This is a genomic window from Rhizobium sp. WYCCWR10014 (assembly GCF_001657485.1).
In the GTDB taxonomy this organism is placed as follows: Bacteria; Pseudomonadota; Alphaproteobacteria; order Rhizobiales; family Rhizobiaceae; genus Rhizobium.
This window is the reverse complement of record NZ_LXFU01000037.1, coordinates 424,791-443,061: the sequence shown is the minus strand read 5'-3', so window position 1 is coordinate 443,061 and position 18,271 is coordinate 424,791. Positions and strand designations below refer to the sequence as shown.

16 protein-coding genes are annotated in these 18,271 nt (G+C 61.6%); 11 read left to right on the top strand and 5 right to left on the bottom strand.

Going from position 1 to position 18,271, the window contains the following annotated elements:
- Positions 1-49: 49 nt before the first annotated feature.
- Complete coding sequence (locus A6U98_RS18990; RefSeq protein ID WP_082933934.1) at positions 50-580, bottom strand: TIGR00645 family protein; 531 nt, start codon at positions 578-580, stop codon at positions 50-52.
- 258 nt (positions 581-838) lie between these two features.
- On the opposite strand from A6U98_RS18990, the gene A6U98_RS18985 reads away from it, so the two are divergent.
- Positions 839-2,518, top strand: coding sequence for a formate--tetrahydrofolate ligase (locus A6U98_RS18985; protein ID WP_064651980.1), 1,680 nt, complete (start codon positions 839-841; stop codon positions 2,516-2,518).
- Here the strand turns inward: A6U98_RS18985 and A6U98_RS18980 are convergent.
- Positions 2,497-2,838 (bottom strand): hypothetical protein, encoded by a 342-nt coding sequence (locus A6U98_RS18980; protein WP_245304537.1) that lies wholly within the window; start codon positions 2,836-2,838, stop codon positions 2,497-2,499. The genes A6U98_RS18985 and A6U98_RS18980 overlap by 22 nt on opposite strands.
- Entirely contained in the window at positions 2,816-3,829 is a 1,014-nt protein-coding gene (locus A6U98_RS18975) for an extensin family protein (protein ID WP_082933943.1), read from the bottom strand. The genes A6U98_RS18980 and A6U98_RS18975 overlap by 23 nt, the downstream gene beginning before the upstream one ends.
- Before the next feature lie 208 nt (positions 3,830-4,037).
- Between A6U98_RS18975 and A6U98_RS18970 the strand changes: the two genes are divergently transcribed.
- The 6 genes from A6U98_RS18970 to queF all read left to right on the top strand — a co-directional run bounded on the left by A6U98_RS18970 (position 4,038) and on the right by queF (position 11,335).
- Positions 4,038-6,296, top strand: coding sequence for a TonB-dependent hemoglobin/transferrin/lactoferrin family receptor (locus A6U98_RS18970; RefSeq protein WP_064651977.1), 2,259 nt, complete (start codon positions 4,038-4,040; stop codon positions 6,294-6,296).
- A 265-nt stretch (positions 6,297-6,561) separates the two neighbouring features.
- Positions 6,562-8,751, top strand: coding sequence for an anthranilate synthase (locus A6U98_RS18965; protein WP_064651976.1), 2,190 nt, complete (start codon positions 6,562-6,564; stop codon positions 8,749-8,751).
- Positions 8,752-8,875: 124 nt separating this feature from the next.
- On the top strand, positions 8,876-9,115 hold the full coding sequence (locus A6U98_RS18960; protein WP_017961519.1) for a hypothetical protein: 240 nt from the start codon (positions 8,876-8,878) through the stop codon (positions 9,113-9,115).
- A gap of 15 nt (positions 9,116-9,130) precedes the next feature.
- A complete protein-coding gene (locus tag A6U98_RS18955) occupies positions 9,131-9,802 on the top strand; it encodes a DUF2161 family putative PD-(D/E)XK-type phosphodiesterase (RefSeq protein ID WP_064651975.1) in 672 nt (223 codons plus the stop codon).
- A 154-nt stretch (positions 9,803-9,956) separates the two neighbouring features.
- Positions 9,957-10,871: a CDF family cation efflux transporter EmfA gene (gene emfA / locus A6U98_RS18950; RefSeq protein ID WP_064651974.1), complete on the top strand. Its 915-nt coding sequence runs from the start codon at positions 9,957-9,959 to the stop codon at positions 10,869-10,871.
- Positions 10,871-11,335, top strand: coding sequence for a preQ(1) synthase (gene queF / locus A6U98_RS18945; RefSeq protein ID WP_012758487.1), 465 nt, complete (start codon positions 10,871-10,873; stop codon positions 11,333-11,335). The genes emfA and queF overlap by 1 nt, the downstream gene beginning before the upstream one ends.
- Before the next feature lie 126 nt (positions 11,336-11,461).
- Here queF and A6U98_RS18940 read toward each other — a convergent pair whose 3' ends face one another.
- Positions 11,462-12,238 carry a DUF2076 domain-containing protein gene (locus A6U98_RS18940; protein WP_064651973.1) on the bottom strand — a complete coding sequence of 259 codons (777 nt, stop codon included), beginning with the start codon at positions 12,236-12,238 and terminating at the stop codon, positions 11,462-11,464.
- 232 nt (positions 12,239-12,470) lie between these two features.
- Here A6U98_RS18940 and A6U98_RS18935 point away from each other — a divergent pair, with 232 nt between their 5' ends.
- The 3 genes from A6U98_RS18935 (at position 12,471) to leuA (ending at position 16,627) form a co-directional block, all read left to right on the top strand.
- Positions 12,471-13,055, top strand: coding sequence for an ATP-dependent Clp protease proteolytic subunit (locus tag A6U98_RS18935; RefSeq protein WP_003561390.1), 585 nt, complete (start codon positions 12,471-12,473; stop codon positions 13,053-13,055).
- 161 nt (positions 13,056-13,216) lie between these two features.
- Positions 13,217-14,446 (top strand): benzoate/H(+) symporter BenE family transporter, encoded by a 1,230-nt coding sequence (locus tag A6U98_RS18930; protein WP_064651972.1) that lies wholly within the window; start codon positions 13,217-13,219, stop codon positions 14,444-14,446.
- Positions 14,447-14,875: 429 nt separating this feature from the next.
- Positions 14,876-16,627, top strand: coding sequence for a 2-isopropylmalate synthase (leuA, locus tag A6U98_RS18925; protein ID WP_064651971.1), 1,752 nt, complete (start codon positions 14,876-14,878; stop codon positions 16,625-16,627).
- A 105-nt stretch (positions 16,628-16,732) separates the two neighbouring features.
- On the opposite strand, the gene A6U98_RS18920 is transcribed toward leuA, so the two are convergent.
- Complete coding sequence (locus A6U98_RS18920) at positions 16,733-17,242, bottom strand: helix-turn-helix domain-containing protein (protein ID WP_197496404.1); 510 nt, start codon at positions 17,240-17,242, stop codon at positions 16,733-16,735.
- 5 nt (positions 17,243-17,247) lie between these two features.
- Here A6U98_RS18920 and A6U98_RS18915 point away from each other — a divergent pair, with 5 nt between their 5' ends.
- Complete coding sequence (locus A6U98_RS18915) at positions 17,248-18,228, top strand: NADPH:quinone oxidoreductase family protein (RefSeq protein ID WP_064651969.1); 981 nt, start codon at positions 17,248-17,250, stop codon at positions 18,226-18,228.
- The last annotated feature ends 43 nt before the right edge of the window (positions 18,229-18,271 follow it).

Sequence of the window (18,271 nt, the reverse complement as noted above, 5' to 3'; positions counted from 1 at the left end):
CGTCGAGCTGCCGCTTGTTCAGCCTCCGAAAGCGCCTCTGTGCCGCCCGTCAATCCTTATCCTTCAGATCATTTTTCGACGTGACGCTCATCAGCTTCTCCAGGAAGCCGAGCATGACGGCGGAGGCGACGAAGGCGAGGTGCATGAGGGTCAGCCACATGATCTTGCCGTCCTCGTATTGGTCGGCGTTGAGGAAGACCTGCAGTAGATGGATGGAGGAGATGGCGACGATCGAGGAGGCGACCTTGATCTTCAAGCTGCCTGAATCGAGCTTGCCGAGGAAGGAAACCTCGTTGTCGGCCTCGCCGGCCTCATCGAAGCGGCTGACGAAATTCTCGTAGCCCGAGATCATCACCATGACGATCAGGCTTGCGACGAGGGCAGCATCGATCAGGCTGAGCATGGCAAGGATCATCCCAGCTTCGTCCAGTACGAAGACGCTGGCGGCAATCTTCAGAAGCTTGTAGCCGAAGGAAACGGCATACACGGCGAGCGCCAGCACCAGGCCGATATAGAAGACCACGAGGATCCAGCGGCTCGACAGGATGATGCGCTCAACGAAGATTTCCAATGCTTTCATGTCTTCACCCTAAGAAGCCGCAATCGTTGACCGCCACATAAACGCCTAGCGCATCGACCCGAAAATCGAAACCGATTTTTGGGTCGATGCGTAGATTCAAAGTGTTACAGCGTCCTTTGCGCGTCTGAAAAGACGCGCGGCGCTGTAAGCGTGGCGGCCGCAAGGCGTAGCGCTATTCACACCCCGCCGATATTTCGCTATCTCGATGAAGAGAAAAACAGCGACTCCGCTCCCGCGGGGCCGGACGGGGGAACAGCCATGCCATCAATCAAATCCGATATCGAAATCGCGCGCGCCGCGGCCAAAAAGCCGATCTTCGAAATCGGGGCGAAACTGGGCATTCCGGTCGAGCAGCTCGCTCCCTATGGTCACGACAAGGCGAAGGTCAGCGCCGAGTTCATCGCCGCGCAAGCGGGCAAGAAGGACGGCAAGCTGATCCTCGTCACCGCGATCAATCCGACACCGGCGGGTGAGGGCAAGACCACCACCACCGTCGGGCTCGGCGATGGACTGAACCGGATCGGCAAGAAAGCCGTAGTCTGCATCCGCGAGGCCTCGCTCGGTCCCTGCTTCGGCGTCAAGGGCGGGGCGGCCGGCGGCGGTTATGCGCAGGTCGTGCCGATGGAAGACATCAACCTGCATTTCACCGGCGATTTCCATGCGATCACATCGGCGCACAATCTGCTGGCGGCGATGGTCGACAACCACATCTACTGGGGCAACGAAGAGAATATCGATATCCGCCGCATCACCTGGCGGCGGGTCATGGACATGAACGACCGGGCGCTCAGAAGCATGGTCTCCTCGCTCGGAGGCGTCGCCAACGGTTTCCCGCGCCAGGGCGGGTTCGACATCACCGTCGCCTCCGAGGTGATGGCGATCCTCTGCCTCGCCATCGACCTCAAGGATCTGGAGCGGCGGCTCGGCGACATCATCATCGGCTATCGTTTCGACAGGACGCCGGTGCATGCGCGCGACCTGAAGGCCGACGGCGCCATGGCGGTGCTGTTGAAAGATGCGATGCAGCCGAACCTGGTGCAGACTCTGGAGAACAATCCGGCCTTCGTGCATGGCGGGCCCTTCGCCAATATCGCCCATGGCTGCAATTCGGTGACCGCGACGAAGACGGCGCTGAAGCTCGGCGACTATGTGGTGACGGAAGCAGGCTTTGGCGCCGATCTCGGAGCGGAAAAATTCTTCGACATCAAGTGCCGCAAGGCGGGGCTGAAGCCGGATGCGGCGGTGATCGTCGCGACCGTCCGGGCGCTGAAGATGAATGGCGGGGTGAAGAAGGACGATCTCGGTGCGGAGGATGTCGCGGCGCTGAAGAAGGGCTGCGCCAATCTTGGCCGGCACGTCGCCAATGTGCGCCGCTTCGGGGTGCCCGTCGTCGTGGCGATCAACCATTTCGTCTCGGATACCGACGCCGAGATCGCGGCGGTCAAGGAATTTGTCTCGAGGCTCGGCGCCGAGGCCATCCTCTGCCGCCACTGGGCGCTGGGTTCGGCCGGCATCGAGGAACTGGCGCACAAGGTAGTGGAACTGGCCGAATCCGGGCAGGCGAAATTCCAGCCGCTCTATGGCGACGATCTTTCGCTGTTCGAGAAGATCGAGATCGTCGCCTCGAAGATCTATCACGCCGGCGAGGTGACGGCCGACAAGGCGGTGCGCGACCAGTTGCAGACATGGGAGGAGCAGGGTTACGGCAAGCTGCCGATCTGCATGGCGAAGACGCAATATTCCTTCTCCACCGATCCGAACCTACGCGGCGCGCCGGAAGGCCACATCGTCACCGTGCGAGAGGTGCGGCTTTCGGCCGGAGCGGGCTTCGTCGTCGCGATCACCGGCGAGATCATGACGATGCCGGGCTTGCCGAAATCACCGTCGGCGGAACGGATTTTCTTGAACGACCAAGGTTATATCGAGGGATTGTTCTGATCGGGTGATGGTTTGGCTGGCTGCCTCAATAGACGAAGCCGATGGCTTTTTTCCCGCTCGGGACCTATGAGCAGCCAGAGGACCAGCCGTTCCAAAGTGCCTGTCAGCAACATTCCGACGGCAAGGAACCAATGCAGTTTGCCGGTTAAAACGAATCCAATGCCCAGGAAAACGAGAGCCAAGATCGCGTAACCTGCGATGATCCTCATTCGCGATGGCCCTTCCATGGACAACTGCAGCTTTGATTTGGGTACTTCGGTTCTCGATTCAAGCGTGACGCGCAACTCCTTGAAATGACTAATGGCAATAACGATAGCCACCCTTCCTCTCGATCACGTCGAGATGGAAATGCGTTTCGTGGGCGGCGTCGCTTTCGGGGTCGAGGACGGTGGTAAAATAGAGGCAGCCGGCGGCGCTGACGGTACGCTGAAAGGCGCCAGTGAGCGTCGGATCCTCGCGGCGGGAGCGGACGGCGACATCCTCGCCCTTTTCGAAGTGGAAGCTCGCAATATCGATGGCGTTGCCGCGGGCATGTTCGGAGATCTTGCCGGTTCCGGCGCCGTTGCGCAGGCGGCACATATAGGACGTTGCCTGGTTGACGGTGGTGATGCGGCCCTGCTCCGGCAGGGCGGCGGAGGCAGCGGGGATGACGCTGTCCTTCATCCAGCGAGCAAGGGCGAGCGCCGCCGGGCAGCGGATCGTCGCCTCCGGCTTCAGCTTGATGCCGGGCAGGGCTTCGGCGACGATGATCGGCTTGTCGATGCCGCAGCCATTACCGTCGTCGATGCGCGGCGCTTCTTTGAAGACGACGCCCAGGGACTGAAGGGCGGCCGTGCATTCGGCATGCTTGGCATCGCTTTCGGGTTCGATCGTCAGGTTTTGCTCTTCAAGTGTCTGCTCGCCGGGTGGCTTACCTTCTTCCGTCGGCGGCTGCGAGCTTTCGGGGCTGCCAGGCGGCCGCGGCGGACCTTGCATCGGCTCTGCCGGCCCGGGCTTTGAAGGTGCGGCCTGCGGCGCTGGCGGTGGGCTCGATGCCGGCCCCTCCGGATCCTTTACATCGGGTTTCGGCTGAGGGGCCGGGACCTCTTCAGGCGCGGGCGGTTGCGCCTTTTCCGAAGAGGGGGAGGTGGGGCTGGCCGCCTGTCCGGAATCTGGCCGAGGTTCGGGCATCGGGCCTCGCGGGGGCAGGCTGGCGCCGGCAAGAAGGGCGGTAGCGGCGAGAAGGATCGCCAATATCGAAAGTTTTCTCAATGCGTCCGATTCCTCGTATCCGTGGCTAAAGACAACGCATGAGGGCGTTTTTCGTTGCAATTGTGCAACGTCATTGACGATCGCTAAAACTTGATGGATATATTCAACATAAAGCGGTGGCTTATGTTGACAATACTCCTCATGTTTTTTATGCGGCAAAAAGAAGGCGGAATTCTGCTCCGCCTTCATCCGTAAAAACCCAGCCAGCCCCTCGAGCGTGCGAACGCCACGACCAGCCAGCCCGGTAATCATCATTAGAGGGTAGGTTATGATCGTCCGGCATTGGCGCTCGGTTCTATTGGTCTGCACGGCAGCCACAGTTGTTCTTCCCGTTTTGCAGTCTTTCGCGCAAAGCGCTCCGGCCACCACGCCGCAAGCGACCGCGGAGGACAGCACTGTTCTGCAGAAGATCGTCGTCAAGGGCAAACGTGTGGCGCCGGGCAGCGTCGCCGACACGCCGCTTGCCACCGAGATCACCGCCAAGCAGCTCGAAGAAAAGCAGGTCACCAATTTTGACGATATCGGCCGCAGCGTCGATGCCGGCGTAAATTATTCGCGTGGTGACGCAGGCTTCAACCTGCGCGGCCTTTCCGGCGCTCGCATCCTGACCACCATCGACGGCATTCCGATACCTTATATTTCGAACAGCTCGCGCCAGGGTGCCTTTGCGCCGGCCAACGCCAACGGCGGCGGCGACACCTTCGATTTCGATTCACTGTCCTCGCTCGATATCGTGCGCGGCGCGGATTCGAGCAAGGGTGGTTCCGGCATGCTCGGCGGCGCCATCGTTCTCAATACGCTGGAGCCGGAGGATCTTATTCCAGAAGGCCGCGACTGGGGTGCGATCGTCAAGTCGACGTATGACAGCGAAGACCGCAGCATTTCCGGCTCGGCCGCCGCTGCCAAGAAGATCGGCAACACGTCGATCCTCTTTCAGGGCGGCTACCGCAAGGGTCACGAACGCGACAACATGGGCGACAATGACAGCTACGGTCGTTTCCGCACCGAGGCGAATCCGGCTGATTTCGATCAGAACAACCTGCTCTTCAAACTACGCCAGGAGCTGGAAGGCGGCCATCGCATCGGCTTGACAGCGGAACGATTCCGCCGCGATCTCAAGACCGACCTGCGCCAACTCCAGGGAGGCACCAGTCCTCGCAACTTCATGATCGACAATTATGACGGTCGCGAACTGCGTGACCGCGATCGGGTATCGCTCGATTATGATTATGAAGCGCAGTCCTCCGACGCGTTCTTCAGCAGTGCGCGTGCCACGCTCTATTGGCTGGATTTGAAGAAGGAAGCCGGCAGCAGGGGCCGTACGACCGCCAATGTGGCCTATGGACGTAACAACGAGATTGAAAACGAAACCTGGGGCTTCAGCGGCACGGCGACGAAGGATTTCGAGTATTCCGGTCTCAGCCACTCTGTTCGGGTGGGCCTCGACGTCGGCGTTTCGAGCTGGAGCCAGTATAGCTGGGCCCTTTGCCCGACATCGACGACCTGCCCGTCGCTGAACAACCAGGCGGAAGTGCCCAATGTCGACAGCCAGAATCTTGGGCTTGTTGTCGAAGACAAGATCGAAATCGGCAATACCGGCTTCGCGCTGACACCCGGCTTCCGCTTTGACTGGTTCAACTACAATCCCTCGACCGGCGGGAGTTTCGCAAGCAACACCGGGCTTACCCGTTTCGGGGACCTGAACGACCGAACGGAAGCCGGCCTGTCACCGAAGATTCTTGCGACATACGAGCTGACGCCTGACGTGCAGCTCTACATGCAGCTGGCAGTCGGCTTCCGCGCACCCACCGTGGACGAACTCTACAGCCGCTTCTACAACCCGACGGGTCGCTACGCCCAGCTCGGCAATCCCGATCTGGAACCCGAAATCGGCCGCGGCGTCGAAATCGGCGCCAATTTCGACACGGGCGATTTCACCGGTCGGGTCGCGGCCTTCCACACCCGCTACCAGAACTTTATCGAGACGGTGACGACCTTCGATGCCACGGCCAACTTTACGGAGTTTAATTACACCAACGTGGCTGCAGCGACGATCTCGGGTATTGAAGCGAGCGCCGCCAAGACTTTCAACAACGGCATCAATCTTCATGCCTCGCTTGCCTATGCCTATGGCAGGAATGAAGAAACCACCCAGCGCCTGCGCTCGGTGGCACCGTTCAAGGCGATCGTCGGCGGCGGCTGGAGCAACGAGACTTTCGGCTTCGACCTTTCCTCGACGCTGTCGGCCGGCATGCTCACCGACCATCTCGATACCGTCGGCACGACCGCAGATACGACCTTCGATGCGCCCGGTTATGGTATCGTCGATCTGACGGCATGGTGGACGCCGGAGCAGATGAAGGGCCTGCGTATCCAGGGGGGTGTCTACAACATCTTTGATCAGGAACATTACAACGCGCTCGCCGTGCGCGAGGTCAACCTGAGCTCGACGACGGCGTCCCAGCCGCAGGAGTGGTATTCGGAGCCAGGCCGTACATTCAAGGTGTCGATCACCAAGACCTTCTGACGCCAATCACGCCTTCAAGGCTGGGGAGGGGCGGCTTTTGGGCCGCCCTTTTTCAATCCCGCATTCGCCTCTTGCGCAATGGCTGATCTCAGGCTAACAATTTTTCCATGATCAAGTCCTTGAACATTGTAGTTTGGTGGTGGGTTCGCTAAGGCGGCCTCGATCAATCGTGTTCAAAGACGACGAGTGAGCCGCCCGAAACTTCGAGGCGGCTTTTTTGTTTTATGGCCGCCTGTCGTCCGGGCCCCGATAACGGAGTGGAACAATGGTAACGATCCTGCGGGATGATGGTGCGGAAATCTACGAGACCAAGGGCGGCATTTCAGTCACGCGGCAGCGGCGGGCGATCCCCTACGGCGATGCGGTCTCTTCCTATGTCGATAAGCTCGACGAGCGCCGCGGCGCGGTGTTTTCGTCGAACTACGAATATCCGGGCCGCTATACGCGCTGGGATACCGCCGTCGTCGATCCGCCGCTCGGCATCTCTTCCTTCGGGCGCGACGTCTGGATCGAGGCCTATAATGAACGCGGCGAGGTGATTCTCGGCTTCGTGACCGAGAGGCTGAAGACAGTCTCCGACATCGTGCTCGGCGCCTCCTCGGCCCGCCGCCTCGACCTCACCGTCAAGACACCGGACCGGGTGTTCACCGAGGAGGAACGCTCGAAGATGCCGACGGTCTTCACCGTGCTGCGCGCCGTCACCGACCTGTTTTATTCGCAGGCGGATGCGAGCCTCGGCTTCTACGGCGCCTTCGGATACGACATCGCCTTCCAGTTCGACGCGATCGATCTGAAGCTGACGCGACCCTCCGACCAGCGCGACATGGTGCTCTACCTGCCGGACGAGATCCTCGTCGTCGACAACTATTCCGCCAAGGCCTGGGTCGACCGTTACGACTTCGAAAAAGGCGGCGTGTCGACCGAGGGCAAGGCGCAGGATATCGCGGCGGAGCCCTTCAAACCCACGGATGCCATTCCGCCGAAGAGCGATCACCGGCCGGGCGAATATGCCGAGCTCGTCACCAAGGCAAAGGAGAGTTTTCGCAAGGGCGACCTTTTCGAAGTCGTGCCCGGGCAGAAATTCATGGAGCGCTGCGACAGCAAGCCGTCCGACATTTCAAAGCGGCTGAAGGCGATCAATCCGTCGCCTTATTCCTTCTTCATCAATCTCGGCCATCAGGAATATCTGGTCGGTGCCTCGCCCGAAATGTTCGTGCGCGTTTCCGGCCGTCGCATCGAGACCTGCCCGATTTCGGGCACGATCAAGCGCGGCGATGACCCGATCGCTGACAGCGAGCAGATCCTGAAGCTCCTGAATTCCAAGAAAGACGAGTCCGAGCTCACCATGTGCTCGGATGTCGACCGCAACGACAAAAGCCGTGTCTGCGAGCCGGGCTCGGTCAAGGTGATCGGCCGCCGGCAGATCGAGATGTATTCGCGCCTCATCCACACGGTCGACCATATCGAAGGGCGGCTGCGCGACGACATGGACGCCTTCGACGGTTTCCTCAGCCACGCCTGGGCCGTCACCGTCACCGGCGCCCCGAAGCTCTGGGCGATGCGCTTCATCGAGAGCCATGAAAAGAGCCCACGCGCATGGTATGGTGGAGCGATCGGCATGGTCGGCTTCAACGGCGACATGAACACAGGCCTGACGCTGCGCACCGTGCGCATCAAGGATGGTATCGCCGAGGTGCGCGCCGGCGCGACGCTGCTCAACGATTCCATTCCTGACGAAGAAGAAGCCGAAACAGAACTGAAGGCCTCTGCCATGCTTTCCGCCATCCGAGACGCCAAGACGGGCAATTCCGGCAGGGTCCAGCGCGACGTTGCGAGCGTCGGCCAGGGCGTCAGCATCCTGCTCGTCGATCACGAGGACAGCTTCGTCCACACGCTCGCCAATTACTTCCGCCAGACGGGGGCGACGGTTTCAACCGTGCGAACGCCGGTGCCGGAGGAAATCTTCGACCGGCTGAACCCGGACCTCGTCGTGCTGTCGCCCGGCCCCGGAACGCCCAAGGATTTCGACTGCAAGGCGACGATCAAGAAGGCGCGGGCGCGTAACCTGCCGATCTTCGGTGTCTGCCTCGGTCTGCAGGCGCTCGCCGAAGCCTATGGCGGGGAACTGCGCCATCTGGCGCTGCCGATGCACGGCAAGCCCTCGCGTATCCGCGTGCTGGAGCCGGGCATCGTCTTCTCCGGCCTTGCCAAGGAGGTGACGGTCGGGCGCTACCACTCGATCTTCGCCGATCCCTCGACGCTGCCGCGCGAGTTCATCATCACGGCGGAAAGCGACGACGGCACTATCATGGGCATCGAACACGCCAAGGAACCGATCGCCGCGGTGCAGTTCCATCCGGAGTCGATCATGACGCTTGGAGGCGATGCCGGGATGCGGATGATCGAAAATGTCGTGGCGCATCTGGCGCGCAAGGTGAAGACGAAGGCTGCCTGAGGATTTCGACGGTTATTCGGCCTGCCCTTTCCCCGATTGCGGGGGGCACGCCGTTTTCGAAAGGCCGGTTGACTTCTTCAGCCAAATCAGAACATTTCAGGAACGATCAATCGGGATATTCGACGTGGCCAATGCTGAAAAGTTCATCGTTCTTCCCTATCGCAAGAACCGCGGCAATCTCGTCCCCGGTGAAATGCGCCAGGCATCGAACTCCGTCAGCGCGGAGAAAATCGCCTCGGCGATGTCGGAGCGTTTCGTCGGCGTGGCGGCTTATGCCGTGATCGTCGATGAGGAAACCGGGGATATGTCCTCGCCGCGGCTGCTTGCAAAATACGGTGAGATTGCCGATCTCAACGCCGCCTGAGGCGCGGGTTTCAATATGGAGACATCGCTTTACCTGCCGGTCAAAGCTTTCCTGGAGGCGGCGGGTTATGTCGTGAAGGGTGAGGTCGGCGGGTGCGATCTCGTGGGCCTCAGCGATGCCGAGCCGCCGGTCGTGGTGGTCTGCGAACTCAAGCTCTCATTCAACCTCGAACTGCTTCTCCAGGCGGTCGACCGCGCGGCGATGAGCGATGAGGTCTGGATCGCGGCCCGCGTCTCCGCCAAGGGTCGGGGGCGGGAGACCGACAAACGCTATCGCGATCTCTGCCGCAGGCTCGGCATCGGCATGCTCGGCGTCTCCGATGCCGGCGAGGTCAGCATCATCGTCAGTTCCGTTTCGCCGATGCCGCGCACCAATCCCAAGCGGCGCACGCGCCTCGTCAAGGAACATCAGCGCCGCCACGGCGATCCCGCCGTCGGCGGCAGCACGCGGGCGCCAATCATGACCGCCTATCGTCAGCAGGTGCTGCTCTGCGCCGCCGCAATCGAGCGTGGGGTCGGGCGGCCGCGGGATATGAAGGCTCAGGTGCCCAATGCCGGCCGAATCCTGCTCGACAACGTCTACGGATGGTTCGAACGCAAGGAGAAGGGCGTCTACGCCCTGACGGCTGCAGGGCAGGCCGCGCTCTTGCGCTGGCCGCAGACTATTCTCTCCGAGCCTGCTCCTTGAGCCACGCGGAAGGGGAACTTCATTGCCCTTTGACAAATCCGCCGTCTTCCCCCATATCACCATCAACTGAACCGCCTGCGCGACATTCGCGTGGGCGGTTTTGCGTTTCAACGGCTTGAAAGCTGCAATTCATTCGCAACCGCAGGGGAACGATATGAGTGACAACGGCGATCTTACGGTTCGCAAGCTGGCGATGTGGGGGATTCCGCTGTCGCTCGGCGTCATGGGGCTGAAGATGGTGGCCTGGTGGGTCACCGGTTCGGTGGCGTTGCTGTCGGACGGGCTCGAATCGTCGGTCAACGTCGTTGCCGCCTTCATCGCCTTCTTCGTCATCCGCTATGCGCAGAAGCCGGCCGATCACGACCATCCCTTCGGTCATCACAAGGCGGAATATCTGTCTGCCGTCACCGAGGGCGTGCTGATCGTCGTCGCCGCCCTGCTGATCGTCAACGAGGCGGTTGGTTATCTCGCCGAGCCGCGCATGCTGGACGCACCCGTGCTCGGCCTTGCGATCAACGTCGCGGCCGGTGTCATCAATGCGATCTGGGCGCGGCTGCTGATCAGAGCCGGGCGCAGACATCGCTCGGCAGCGCTGACGGCGGATGGACAGCATATCATGTCCGACGTCGTCACCTCCGTCGGCGTGCTCGTCGGTCTGCTGCTGGCGCTGGCAACGGGTTATGCGATCTTCGACCCGGTGCTTGCCATTCTCGTTGCCGTCAACATTCTCTATCAGGGCTGGAAGGTGATCTCGCAATCGATCGGCGGGCTGATGGACCAGGCAGTCGAGCCGCAGGAGGAGGAGGCGATCAAGCAGGCGATCGCCACCCACGCGACGGGCTCGATCGGCGTGCATGACCTGAAAACGAGGCGGGCGGGCACCGTCACCTTCATCGATTTCCACATGGTGGTGCCCGGCGGGATGTCGGTGCGGCAGGCGCATGATATATGCGACCGCCTTGAGGATGCCATCAGGGCGGTGCACGAGGGCGCCACTATCGCAATTCATGTGGAACCGGAGGGCGAAAAGGCTCACGGCATCCGCGTCAAAGTCGTTAAGGAGGCATGATGCCGAATACCGATGTTTCCAGCCTGTCGATGCTGGGTCAGCAGACCGAAACCGCGCAATCGCCGGAGGAGGCGGTGCTTGAAAAAGTGCCGTCCAACCATGCCGGCACCGATTACGTCGTGCGCTTCACCGCGCCGGAATTCACCTCGCTCTGCCCGATGACCGGGCAACCGGATTTCGCCCATATCGTCATCGACTACATTCCGGGCGAATGGCTGGTGGAATCGAAGTCGCTGAAGCTCTTCCTGCATTCCTTCCGCAATCACGGCGCTTTCCACGAGGATTGCTCGGTCTACATCGCCAAGCGCATCGTCGAGCTGCTCGATCCCCGGTGGCTCAGGATCGGCGCCTACTGGTATCCACGCGGCGGCATTCCGATCGACGTCTTCTGGCAGACGGGCAAGCCGCCGGAAGGCGTGTGGCTGCCGGAGCAAGGCGTTGCCACCTATCGCGGCCGAGGGTGAGTTGCGTTCGGGCGCAGCCCGAGCAATCGATCCAGTGAATCGATTGCAGCGGCAAACGCCCTGAGCCTAAGCGCATGGGCCGGGCTACCGGTGCGGCAGTCGCTATCCGTCTCCGGCCGCTAGATCTCACACATCCGTAACGTCGTCGCCGGATGAGTCGTCGGTGGAATCGTCGCTGTCGTCATAGTCAGCCTGCTGTACGTTGCCGTTGTCATTGTCCTTGTCGTCGACATTGTCGGAGGCCTGGCGGGTGTCGTCGTTGCCGTAATAATTGTTGATGACGGTTTCTTCGGTCGGCGCGCTGGCATTGCCGGAGGGGTTGGCGCCGAAGGGCGAGCCCCAGCCGAGCGAGGACATGTGGTTGCCGAAGATGCCGCTCAGCGAATTGGCAAGCAGCATGCCGCCGGCAACGCCGGCTGCCGTGCCGAGCGCGCCGCGCAGGAAGCTGCCACCGGCCGACGGTGCATTGGCCTGCTGGCTCCAAGGGCCGGTCGGCTGTTGCGGCGGCTGGCGGACATCACGGTCGTAGCCACGGGAATCGTCATAACCGCGGGAGGACTGGCCCCATGGGCCGGGGTTGGAGGGGACGGGCGCGGGCTGCTGCGTCTGCGTATTGCCGAAGATCGAGCTCAGGAAACCGCCGCCCTGTTCGGCCTGATGGTGTTCGCTCTCGCCGGCTTCCAGCTGGCGGACACGCTCTTCGAGTTCCTTGATGTGGTTGGCGGCCGCCTCCAGTCCCTTTTCCTGAACGATGACGGCCTGGGCGAGATAATAGGTGGCGGAGGGCTGTTCGCGCGTCGCCTGGTCGATCAGGGCTTCGGCGTCCCGGTCGCGCGGTGTGGCCGCGGCGGTGCGTACGCGGTCGAAGAGGGCGGTCAGCAATTGGCGTTCTTCGGGTGACATTGTCCTGCCTCCTAATCATCTGATGCGGCGTTTGCCGCGTGAGGGCTGAGGTAGGAACCGATTTAGGCTTTTCAAAGCCTTTCGCCGTTACAATTCAGTAAGGCTTGCAGAACGGCGCGCGGCTTCTTAAGGATATCTCCATCGCTTCGGTGCCTTGTGTTTTTCCCGCATTGTTTTAGGCATTGAGTCGCACTATGTGCGAGGAACCCGAATTCATCTCCAAGAGGTTCGAATGAACGACGAAGACCAGGACGACAAGACGAAGGAACTGCCGCTCGGCAAGGAAACGGAGGCGAATCTTTTCAAGTCGCGTTCGATCTTCATCTACGGACCGATCAATCAGGAATTGGCGCAGAAGGTCTGCTCGCAGCTTGTGGCGCTTGCCGCGGCCAGCGACGAGGACATCCGCATCTATGTCAATTCGCCCGGCGGCCACGTCGAATCCGGCGATTCCATTCATGACATGATCAAGTTCATCAAGCCGAAGGTCTGGATGATCGGCACCGGTTGGGTCGCCTCCGCCGGCGCGCTGATCTATGTCGCCACTCCGAAGGAGCGGCGGCTGTGCCTGCCGAACACGCGCTTCCTGCTGCATCAGCCATCCGGTGGCACGCGCGGGATGGCATCCGACATCGAAATCCAGGCGCGCGAGATCATCAAGATGAACGAGCGCCTGAACAGGATCATGGCAGCGGCCACCGGCCAGCCGCTTGACAAGATCGACAAGGATACGGATCGCGACTACTGGCTTTCGGCCGAAGAGGCGAAGGAGTATGGCCTCGTTTCACGGATCGTCACGTCGCAGGCCGATATCTAAGTTTATCAGCCAAAGCTGCCAAGAACCCGCCCTTGCCTGCCGATCGCAGGTGAGGGCGTTCTGTTTTCGGATAGTGCTCGGACGGAGATGATCTCCTAGCGGCAAGGTCTGAACGGAAAGCGCTTAATCCGGACTTGCGCCTGGGGCAACCATCATGCTCCATGCGCCATTCGCGCAGCTCGAGTCCCGCCATGCTCAAAGATTTTTCCGTCCAAGCCCTGTTCATGGGCCTGCTGACCGCCTTCGTCGGTTCCGCCAGCTCCTTCGCCGTTGTGCTGCACGGGCTTGAGGCGGTCGGCGCCACGGATGTGCAGGCGGCTTCCGGGCTGATGGCATTGTCGATTTCCATGGGCGTCTGCGCGATCGTGCTGAGTGCCGTGACCCGATTGCCGATCAGCATCGCCTGGTCGACACCGGGTGCCGCACTGCTGGCAAGCACCGGGGCGATCGAGGGCGGCTTCAATGCGGCGGTCGGGGCATTCCTGATCTGCGCCGCCCTGATCATCGTCGCGGGGCTGTTCAAGCCGCTCGGGCGAGCGGTTGCCGCCATTCCCGCACCACTCGCCAACGCGATGCTCGCCGGCGTGCTGATCGGCCTCTGCTTCGCGCCGGTGAAGGCGATCGGCTTCAATCCGCTGTTCGGTCTGCCGATCGTCGTCGCCTGGATCGTTGTCGGCGCCTTCAAGCGGCTTTGGGCGGTGCCGGCAGCACTCGCGGCCTTCGTGCTGGTGCTTGTCTTCGGCGTCGATATCCCTGACGGTGCGCTCGGCTCGCTGGAACAATCACTGGTGCCGACGGTGGAGATCGTCCGGCCGGTGTTCAATCTTGCCGGCCTCATCTCGATCGCGTTGCCGCTCTTCATCGTCACCATGGCCTCGCAGAACATTCCGGGTATCGCGGTGCTGAAGGTCAACCACTACGATCCAAAGCCCGGTCCGCTCTTTGCCGTCACCGGCTTCTTCTCGCTGCTCTCGGCGCCGTTCGGCGGCCACGCGGTCAATCTGGCGGCCATCACCGCGGCGATGTGCGCCGGACAGGACGCCCATGCCGATCCGAAGCGTCGCTATTGGGCGTCACTGATCGCCGGTGTCGGTTATATCATTCTCGGGCTGCTCGCCGGCGCGGTGACGGCCTTCGTCGCGCTCGCGCCTTCGATCCTGATCGAGGCGGTGGCGGGCTTGGCGCTGGTCGGAGCCTTCTCGTCTTCGGCGATGTCAGCGTTCCAGGCGCCGGACTCACGTGAGGCGGCGGCAATCACCTTCCTCGTCACCGCCTCCGGCGTTTCTTTCGGCGGCATTTCCGGCGCCTTCTGGGGCCTGATCGCGGGTGGGCTGATGCTGGCGCTGTCGCGGCTGGTGAAGATTTGGAAAGACCGGGCTCAGTCGAGGTAACGGAAGGTCGTTCTGCTCTCCAAATGGCGGATCCCGGCGCTTTCAGGCAACTCCGCCGGCAATAGGCTGGCTGTTCGTCGAATGTTGGCGACGACCAAAGGCCGGGCAAGGACTTGCCAGCGTCACCGCCCGAGGTTATAAGCGCGGTCATGAAGACCACTGGCGCCAGAATTTCTGACACGATTGCACGCGGCCGCATCGCCCTGCGTGACAATACGCGCGCCCTGACCTCGCTTCTTCTCCTCGGCCTTACGCGCGGTTGCCGGGTCCTTTGAGGAGCGCCCGGCGGCCGAAAGCCCGCCCGGCCATCGCTCCTCGCGACTCACTTTCAAAATTGACCTAACGACCGACAAGGTCCGCATTTGTTTATCGCCAAGCCCGACGTGATCGGCTAAGAGCGGGCAAATGCCGGGACGAGGAGACGATACGATGGACGCGAAGACGCAATCCCCCCGAGATAAGATGGCCTCCAAGAGCGGGGTGAGCCCCGCAAAAGGCATGCCCGACGCCGCGGTGAAATACCGGGCCTATCCGCAGGTGAACATTCCCGACCGCACATGGCCGACGAAGACCATTACCAAGGCACCGGTCTGGTGCTCGGTCGACCTGCGCGATGGCAACCAGGCGCTCGTCGACCCGATGGGCCACGATCGCAAGGCGCGCATGTTCCATCTGCTGATCGAGATGGGCTTCAAGGAAATCGAGATCGGGTTCCCCTCGGCTTCGCAGACCGATTTCGACTTTGCCCGCTGGTGCGTGGAGGAGGGCAATGTGCCCGACGATGTCTCCTTGCAGGTGTTGGTACAGTGCCGCCCGGAACTCATCACCCGCACCTTCGAAGCGCTGGAAGGCGCAAACCGGCCGATCGTGCACTTCTACAACTCGACCAGCGAGTTGCAGCGCCGCGTCGTCTTCGCCAAGGATGTGCAGGGGATTAAGCAGATCGCCGTCGATGCCGCCAAGATGATCACCGATATGGCCACGAAGGCCGGCGGCGGTTACCGTTTCGAATATTCGCCGGAGAGCTTCACCGGCACGGAACTCGAGGTGGCGCTGGAGATCTGCAATGCCGTCATCGAGGTCGTCAAGCCGACGCCCGACAACAAGCTGATCATCAACCTGCCGTCCACAGTCGAGATGGCGACGCCGAACGTCTATGCCGACCAGATCGAATGGATGTGCCGCAACCTCGACAATCGCGAGAACCTGATCGTTTCGCTGCATCCGCATAACGACCGCGGCACCGGCATTGCCGCTGCCGAACTGGCACTGCTGGCAGGTGCCGACCGCGTCGAAGGCACGCTGTTCGGCAATGGCGAGCGTACCGGCAATGTCGACATGGTGACGATGGCGCTGAACATGTTCACGCAAGGCGTCGATCCCGAGATCGACTGCTCGAATATCGAGCGCATCAAGGAAGTGTTCGAATATTCGAACCAGATGGCGATCGGTGAGCGTCATCCCTATGTTGGCGAACTGGTCTATACGGCCTTCTCCGGCTCACATCAGGATGCGATCAACAAGGGTATGAAGGCAGCACAGGTCGCCAATCATCCCGTGTGGGAGGTTCCGTACCTGCCGATCGATCCGCGCGATGTCGGTCGTTCCTACGAGGCGATCATCCGCATCAACTCTCAGTCCGGCAAGGGCGGCATCGCTTATATCCTGCAGCAGGATTACGGGCTGAACCTGCCGCGCAACCTGCAGGTGGAATTCCGCGAGGATATCCAGCGTATCACCGACGTAGAGGGCAAGGAGCTTCCGTCCCGGCGCATCTACGATCGCTTCATCGAGCGCTACGTGACACAGTCGGAAGGGCGCCTGCGCTTCGTCGACCATCACACCTATCCCGACACCGAGCACAAGGGCCAGCGGATCGTCGCAGCCGAGATCACCGACAATGGGGAGATCAAGCGCATCGAAGGGCGCGGCAACGGTCCGATCGACGGCTTCATCAATGCGCTGTCGCATTATCTCGGCATCGAGATGTCGGTCGAGGACTATTCCGAGCATTCGCTCCAGCATGGCTCGAACGCGGCGGCGATCTCCTATGTCGAGACCTCTTATCCAGGCGGCAAACTCTTCGGCGCCGGCATCAATACCAACATCGTCGCGGCATCGCTGGAAGCGATCGTCTCGGCCGCCAACCGCGTGCTCGACGTGAAGGCCGGCAAGGCCTGATCGGCCAAGGTTTGACCAGACAAGTTTCAGGCCGCGATCGCACTACTGCATAATTCCTTAAATCGGAATCGATTTAAGGAGAAAATTATGCAGCAATTCAAAGTGTTACAGCGCCGTATGCGCGTCTGCAAAGACGCGCGGCGCTGTAGCGCGGCGCGGCCTGACGATGCAGTCGGCGATATTGCCGGCTTCGTTGCGCGCCTCGGCGTGGCGCTGGCCCCATTGGCAGAGCGCCAGCAGCACCGGTTCGAGGCCAAGGCCGAGTTCGGTCGCGCTGTATTCGACGCGGGCGGGGACCTCGGCGAAGACCTGGCGGGTGACCAGCCCGTGTTCTTCCATCTCGCGCAGTTGCTGGATCAGCACCTTCTGGGTGATCGCGGGCATCATCCGCTTCAGCTCCGACAGACGCTTCGGGCCGGAGAAGACGTAATAGAGGATGACGGGCTTCCAGCGTCCCGAGATCACCTTCAGCGCGCGCTCCACCGGCAGCTCGGGGAGTCTTTTCATCGGCTCGGCCATGGTCACCTCCTGGTGGGTAGGGAACGAAAGAGTGTGTATTTTTGGCTGATATCCTATTGCTAAACCTGCCCCACGCCAATCAGTCGTGAGGTTCATCTGCCATGAAAGCCGTCCAATTCACTCGCTTCGGTCCGCCCGATGTCCTCGAGGTCGTAGAAATGCCGGTGCCCGAGCCGGGGCCGGGGGAGGTTCTCGTCCGCGTCCATGCGGCTGGCGTCAACTTCTTCGAGGTGCTGATGCGGGCCGACCGTTATGCCGTAACGCCCGACCTGCCGATGTTTCCCGGTGTCGAGATTGCGGGAACGGTCAAGCGGGCAGGGCCGGGGGCTGATCCATCGATTATCGGTGCGCGGGTCGCCGTTCCTCTGTTTGCGATCGGACGCGGTTCGGGCGGCTATGCCGAATTCGTCACGGTCGACGGCGGGGCGGTGGTGCAACTGCCGGATGCGGTTTCTTTCGAGGCGGCTGCGGCGCTGATGGTGCAGGGACTGACGGCGCTGCATCTGCTGCGCCGCAGTCCCGCGAAAGGCAAGAATGTTCTCGTGAGTGCTGCGGCGGGCGGTGTCGGGTCGCTGCTTGTGCAGCTCGCGAGATGTGACGGGGCGAAGATGGTGATCGCGGCGGCGAGCAGTGACGAGAAGAGGGCGCTTTCCCGATCTCTCGGCGCCGATCATGCGGCCGATTATACGGCGCCCGGCTGGCAGGAGGACGTCAAGAAGCTGACCGGAGGGCTCGGCGCGGATATCATCTATGAAACCGTCGGCGGCGTGTTTTCAAGGGCGGCACTGGATGCGCTGGCGCCTTGCGGCGAGCTTGTGCTGGCGGCGATGGGGCGGTTCGGGCTTGAGGCGGCCGATGTCGAGCACATGCTTGATGATAATCAGTCAATCAAGGGATTTTCGCTGTTGCCGCTGCTGACGCCTCAGGGGGTGCAGGAGGATCTTACCGACCTCTTCGAGCTTGCCGCAGCGGGCGTCGTGACAGTTATCGACGGCGGTCGTTTCCCACTGCATCAAGCGGCGGAAGCGCATCGCGCCATCGAAGGGCGGCGGGCGGTCGGCAAGGTGGTGCTGGTGCCTTAAATCAAAGAAGGCGACGCACGATGTCGTGCGTTACCGCTCGGCA

Excerpts from the sequence above, each read along its gene's own strand:
- A6U98_RS18990 (WP_082933934.1), bottom strand. The coding sequence starts at position 580 with ATGAAAGCATTGGAAATCTTCGTTGAGCGCATCATCCTGTCGAGCCGC.
- A6U98_RS18985 (WP_064651980.1), top strand. The coding sequence starts at position 839 with ATGCCATCAATCAAATCCGATATCGAAATCGCGCGCGCCGCGGCCAAA.
- A6U98_RS18970 (WP_064651977.1), top strand. The coding sequence starts at position 4,038 with ATGATCGTCCGGCATTGGCGCTCGGTTCTATTGGTCTGCACGGCAGCC.
- A6U98_RS18965 (WP_064651976.1), top strand. The coding sequence starts at position 6,562 with ATGGTAACGATCCTGCGGGATGATGGTGCGGAAATCTACGAGACCAAG.
- A6U98_RS18955 (WP_064651975.1), top strand. The coding sequence starts at position 9,131 with ATGGAGACATCGCTTTACCTGCCGGTCAAAGCTTTCCTGGAGGCGGCG.
- emfA (WP_064651974.1), top strand. The coding sequence starts at position 9,957 with ATGAGTGACAACGGCGATCTTACGGTTCGCAAGCTGGCGATGTGGGGG.
- queF (WP_012758487.1), top strand. The coding sequence starts at position 10,871 with ATGCCGAATACCGATGTTTCCAGCCTGTCGATGCTGGGTCAGCAGACC.
- A6U98_RS18940 (WP_064651973.1), bottom strand. The coding sequence starts at position 12,238 with ATGTCACCCGAAGAACGCCAATTGCTGACCGCCCTCTTCGACCGCGTA.
- A6U98_RS18935 (WP_003561390.1), top strand. The coding sequence starts at position 12,471 with ATGAACGACGAAGACCAGGACGACAAGACGAAGGAACTGCCGCTCGGC.
- A6U98_RS18930 (WP_064651972.1), top strand. The coding sequence starts at position 13,217 with ATGCGCCATTCGCGCAGCTCGAGTCCCGCCATGCTCAAAGATTTTTCC.
- leuA (WP_064651971.1), top strand. The coding sequence starts at position 14,876 with ATGGACGCGAAGACGCAATCCCCCCGAGATAAGATGGCCTCCAAGAGC.
- A6U98_RS18920 (WP_197496404.1), bottom strand. The coding sequence starts at position 17,242 with ATGAACCTCACGACTGATTGGCGTGGGGCAGGTTTAGCAATAGGATAT.
- A6U98_RS18915 (WP_064651969.1), top strand. The coding sequence starts at position 17,248 with ATGAAAGCCGTCCAATTCACTCGCTTCGGTCCGCCCGATGTCCTCGAG.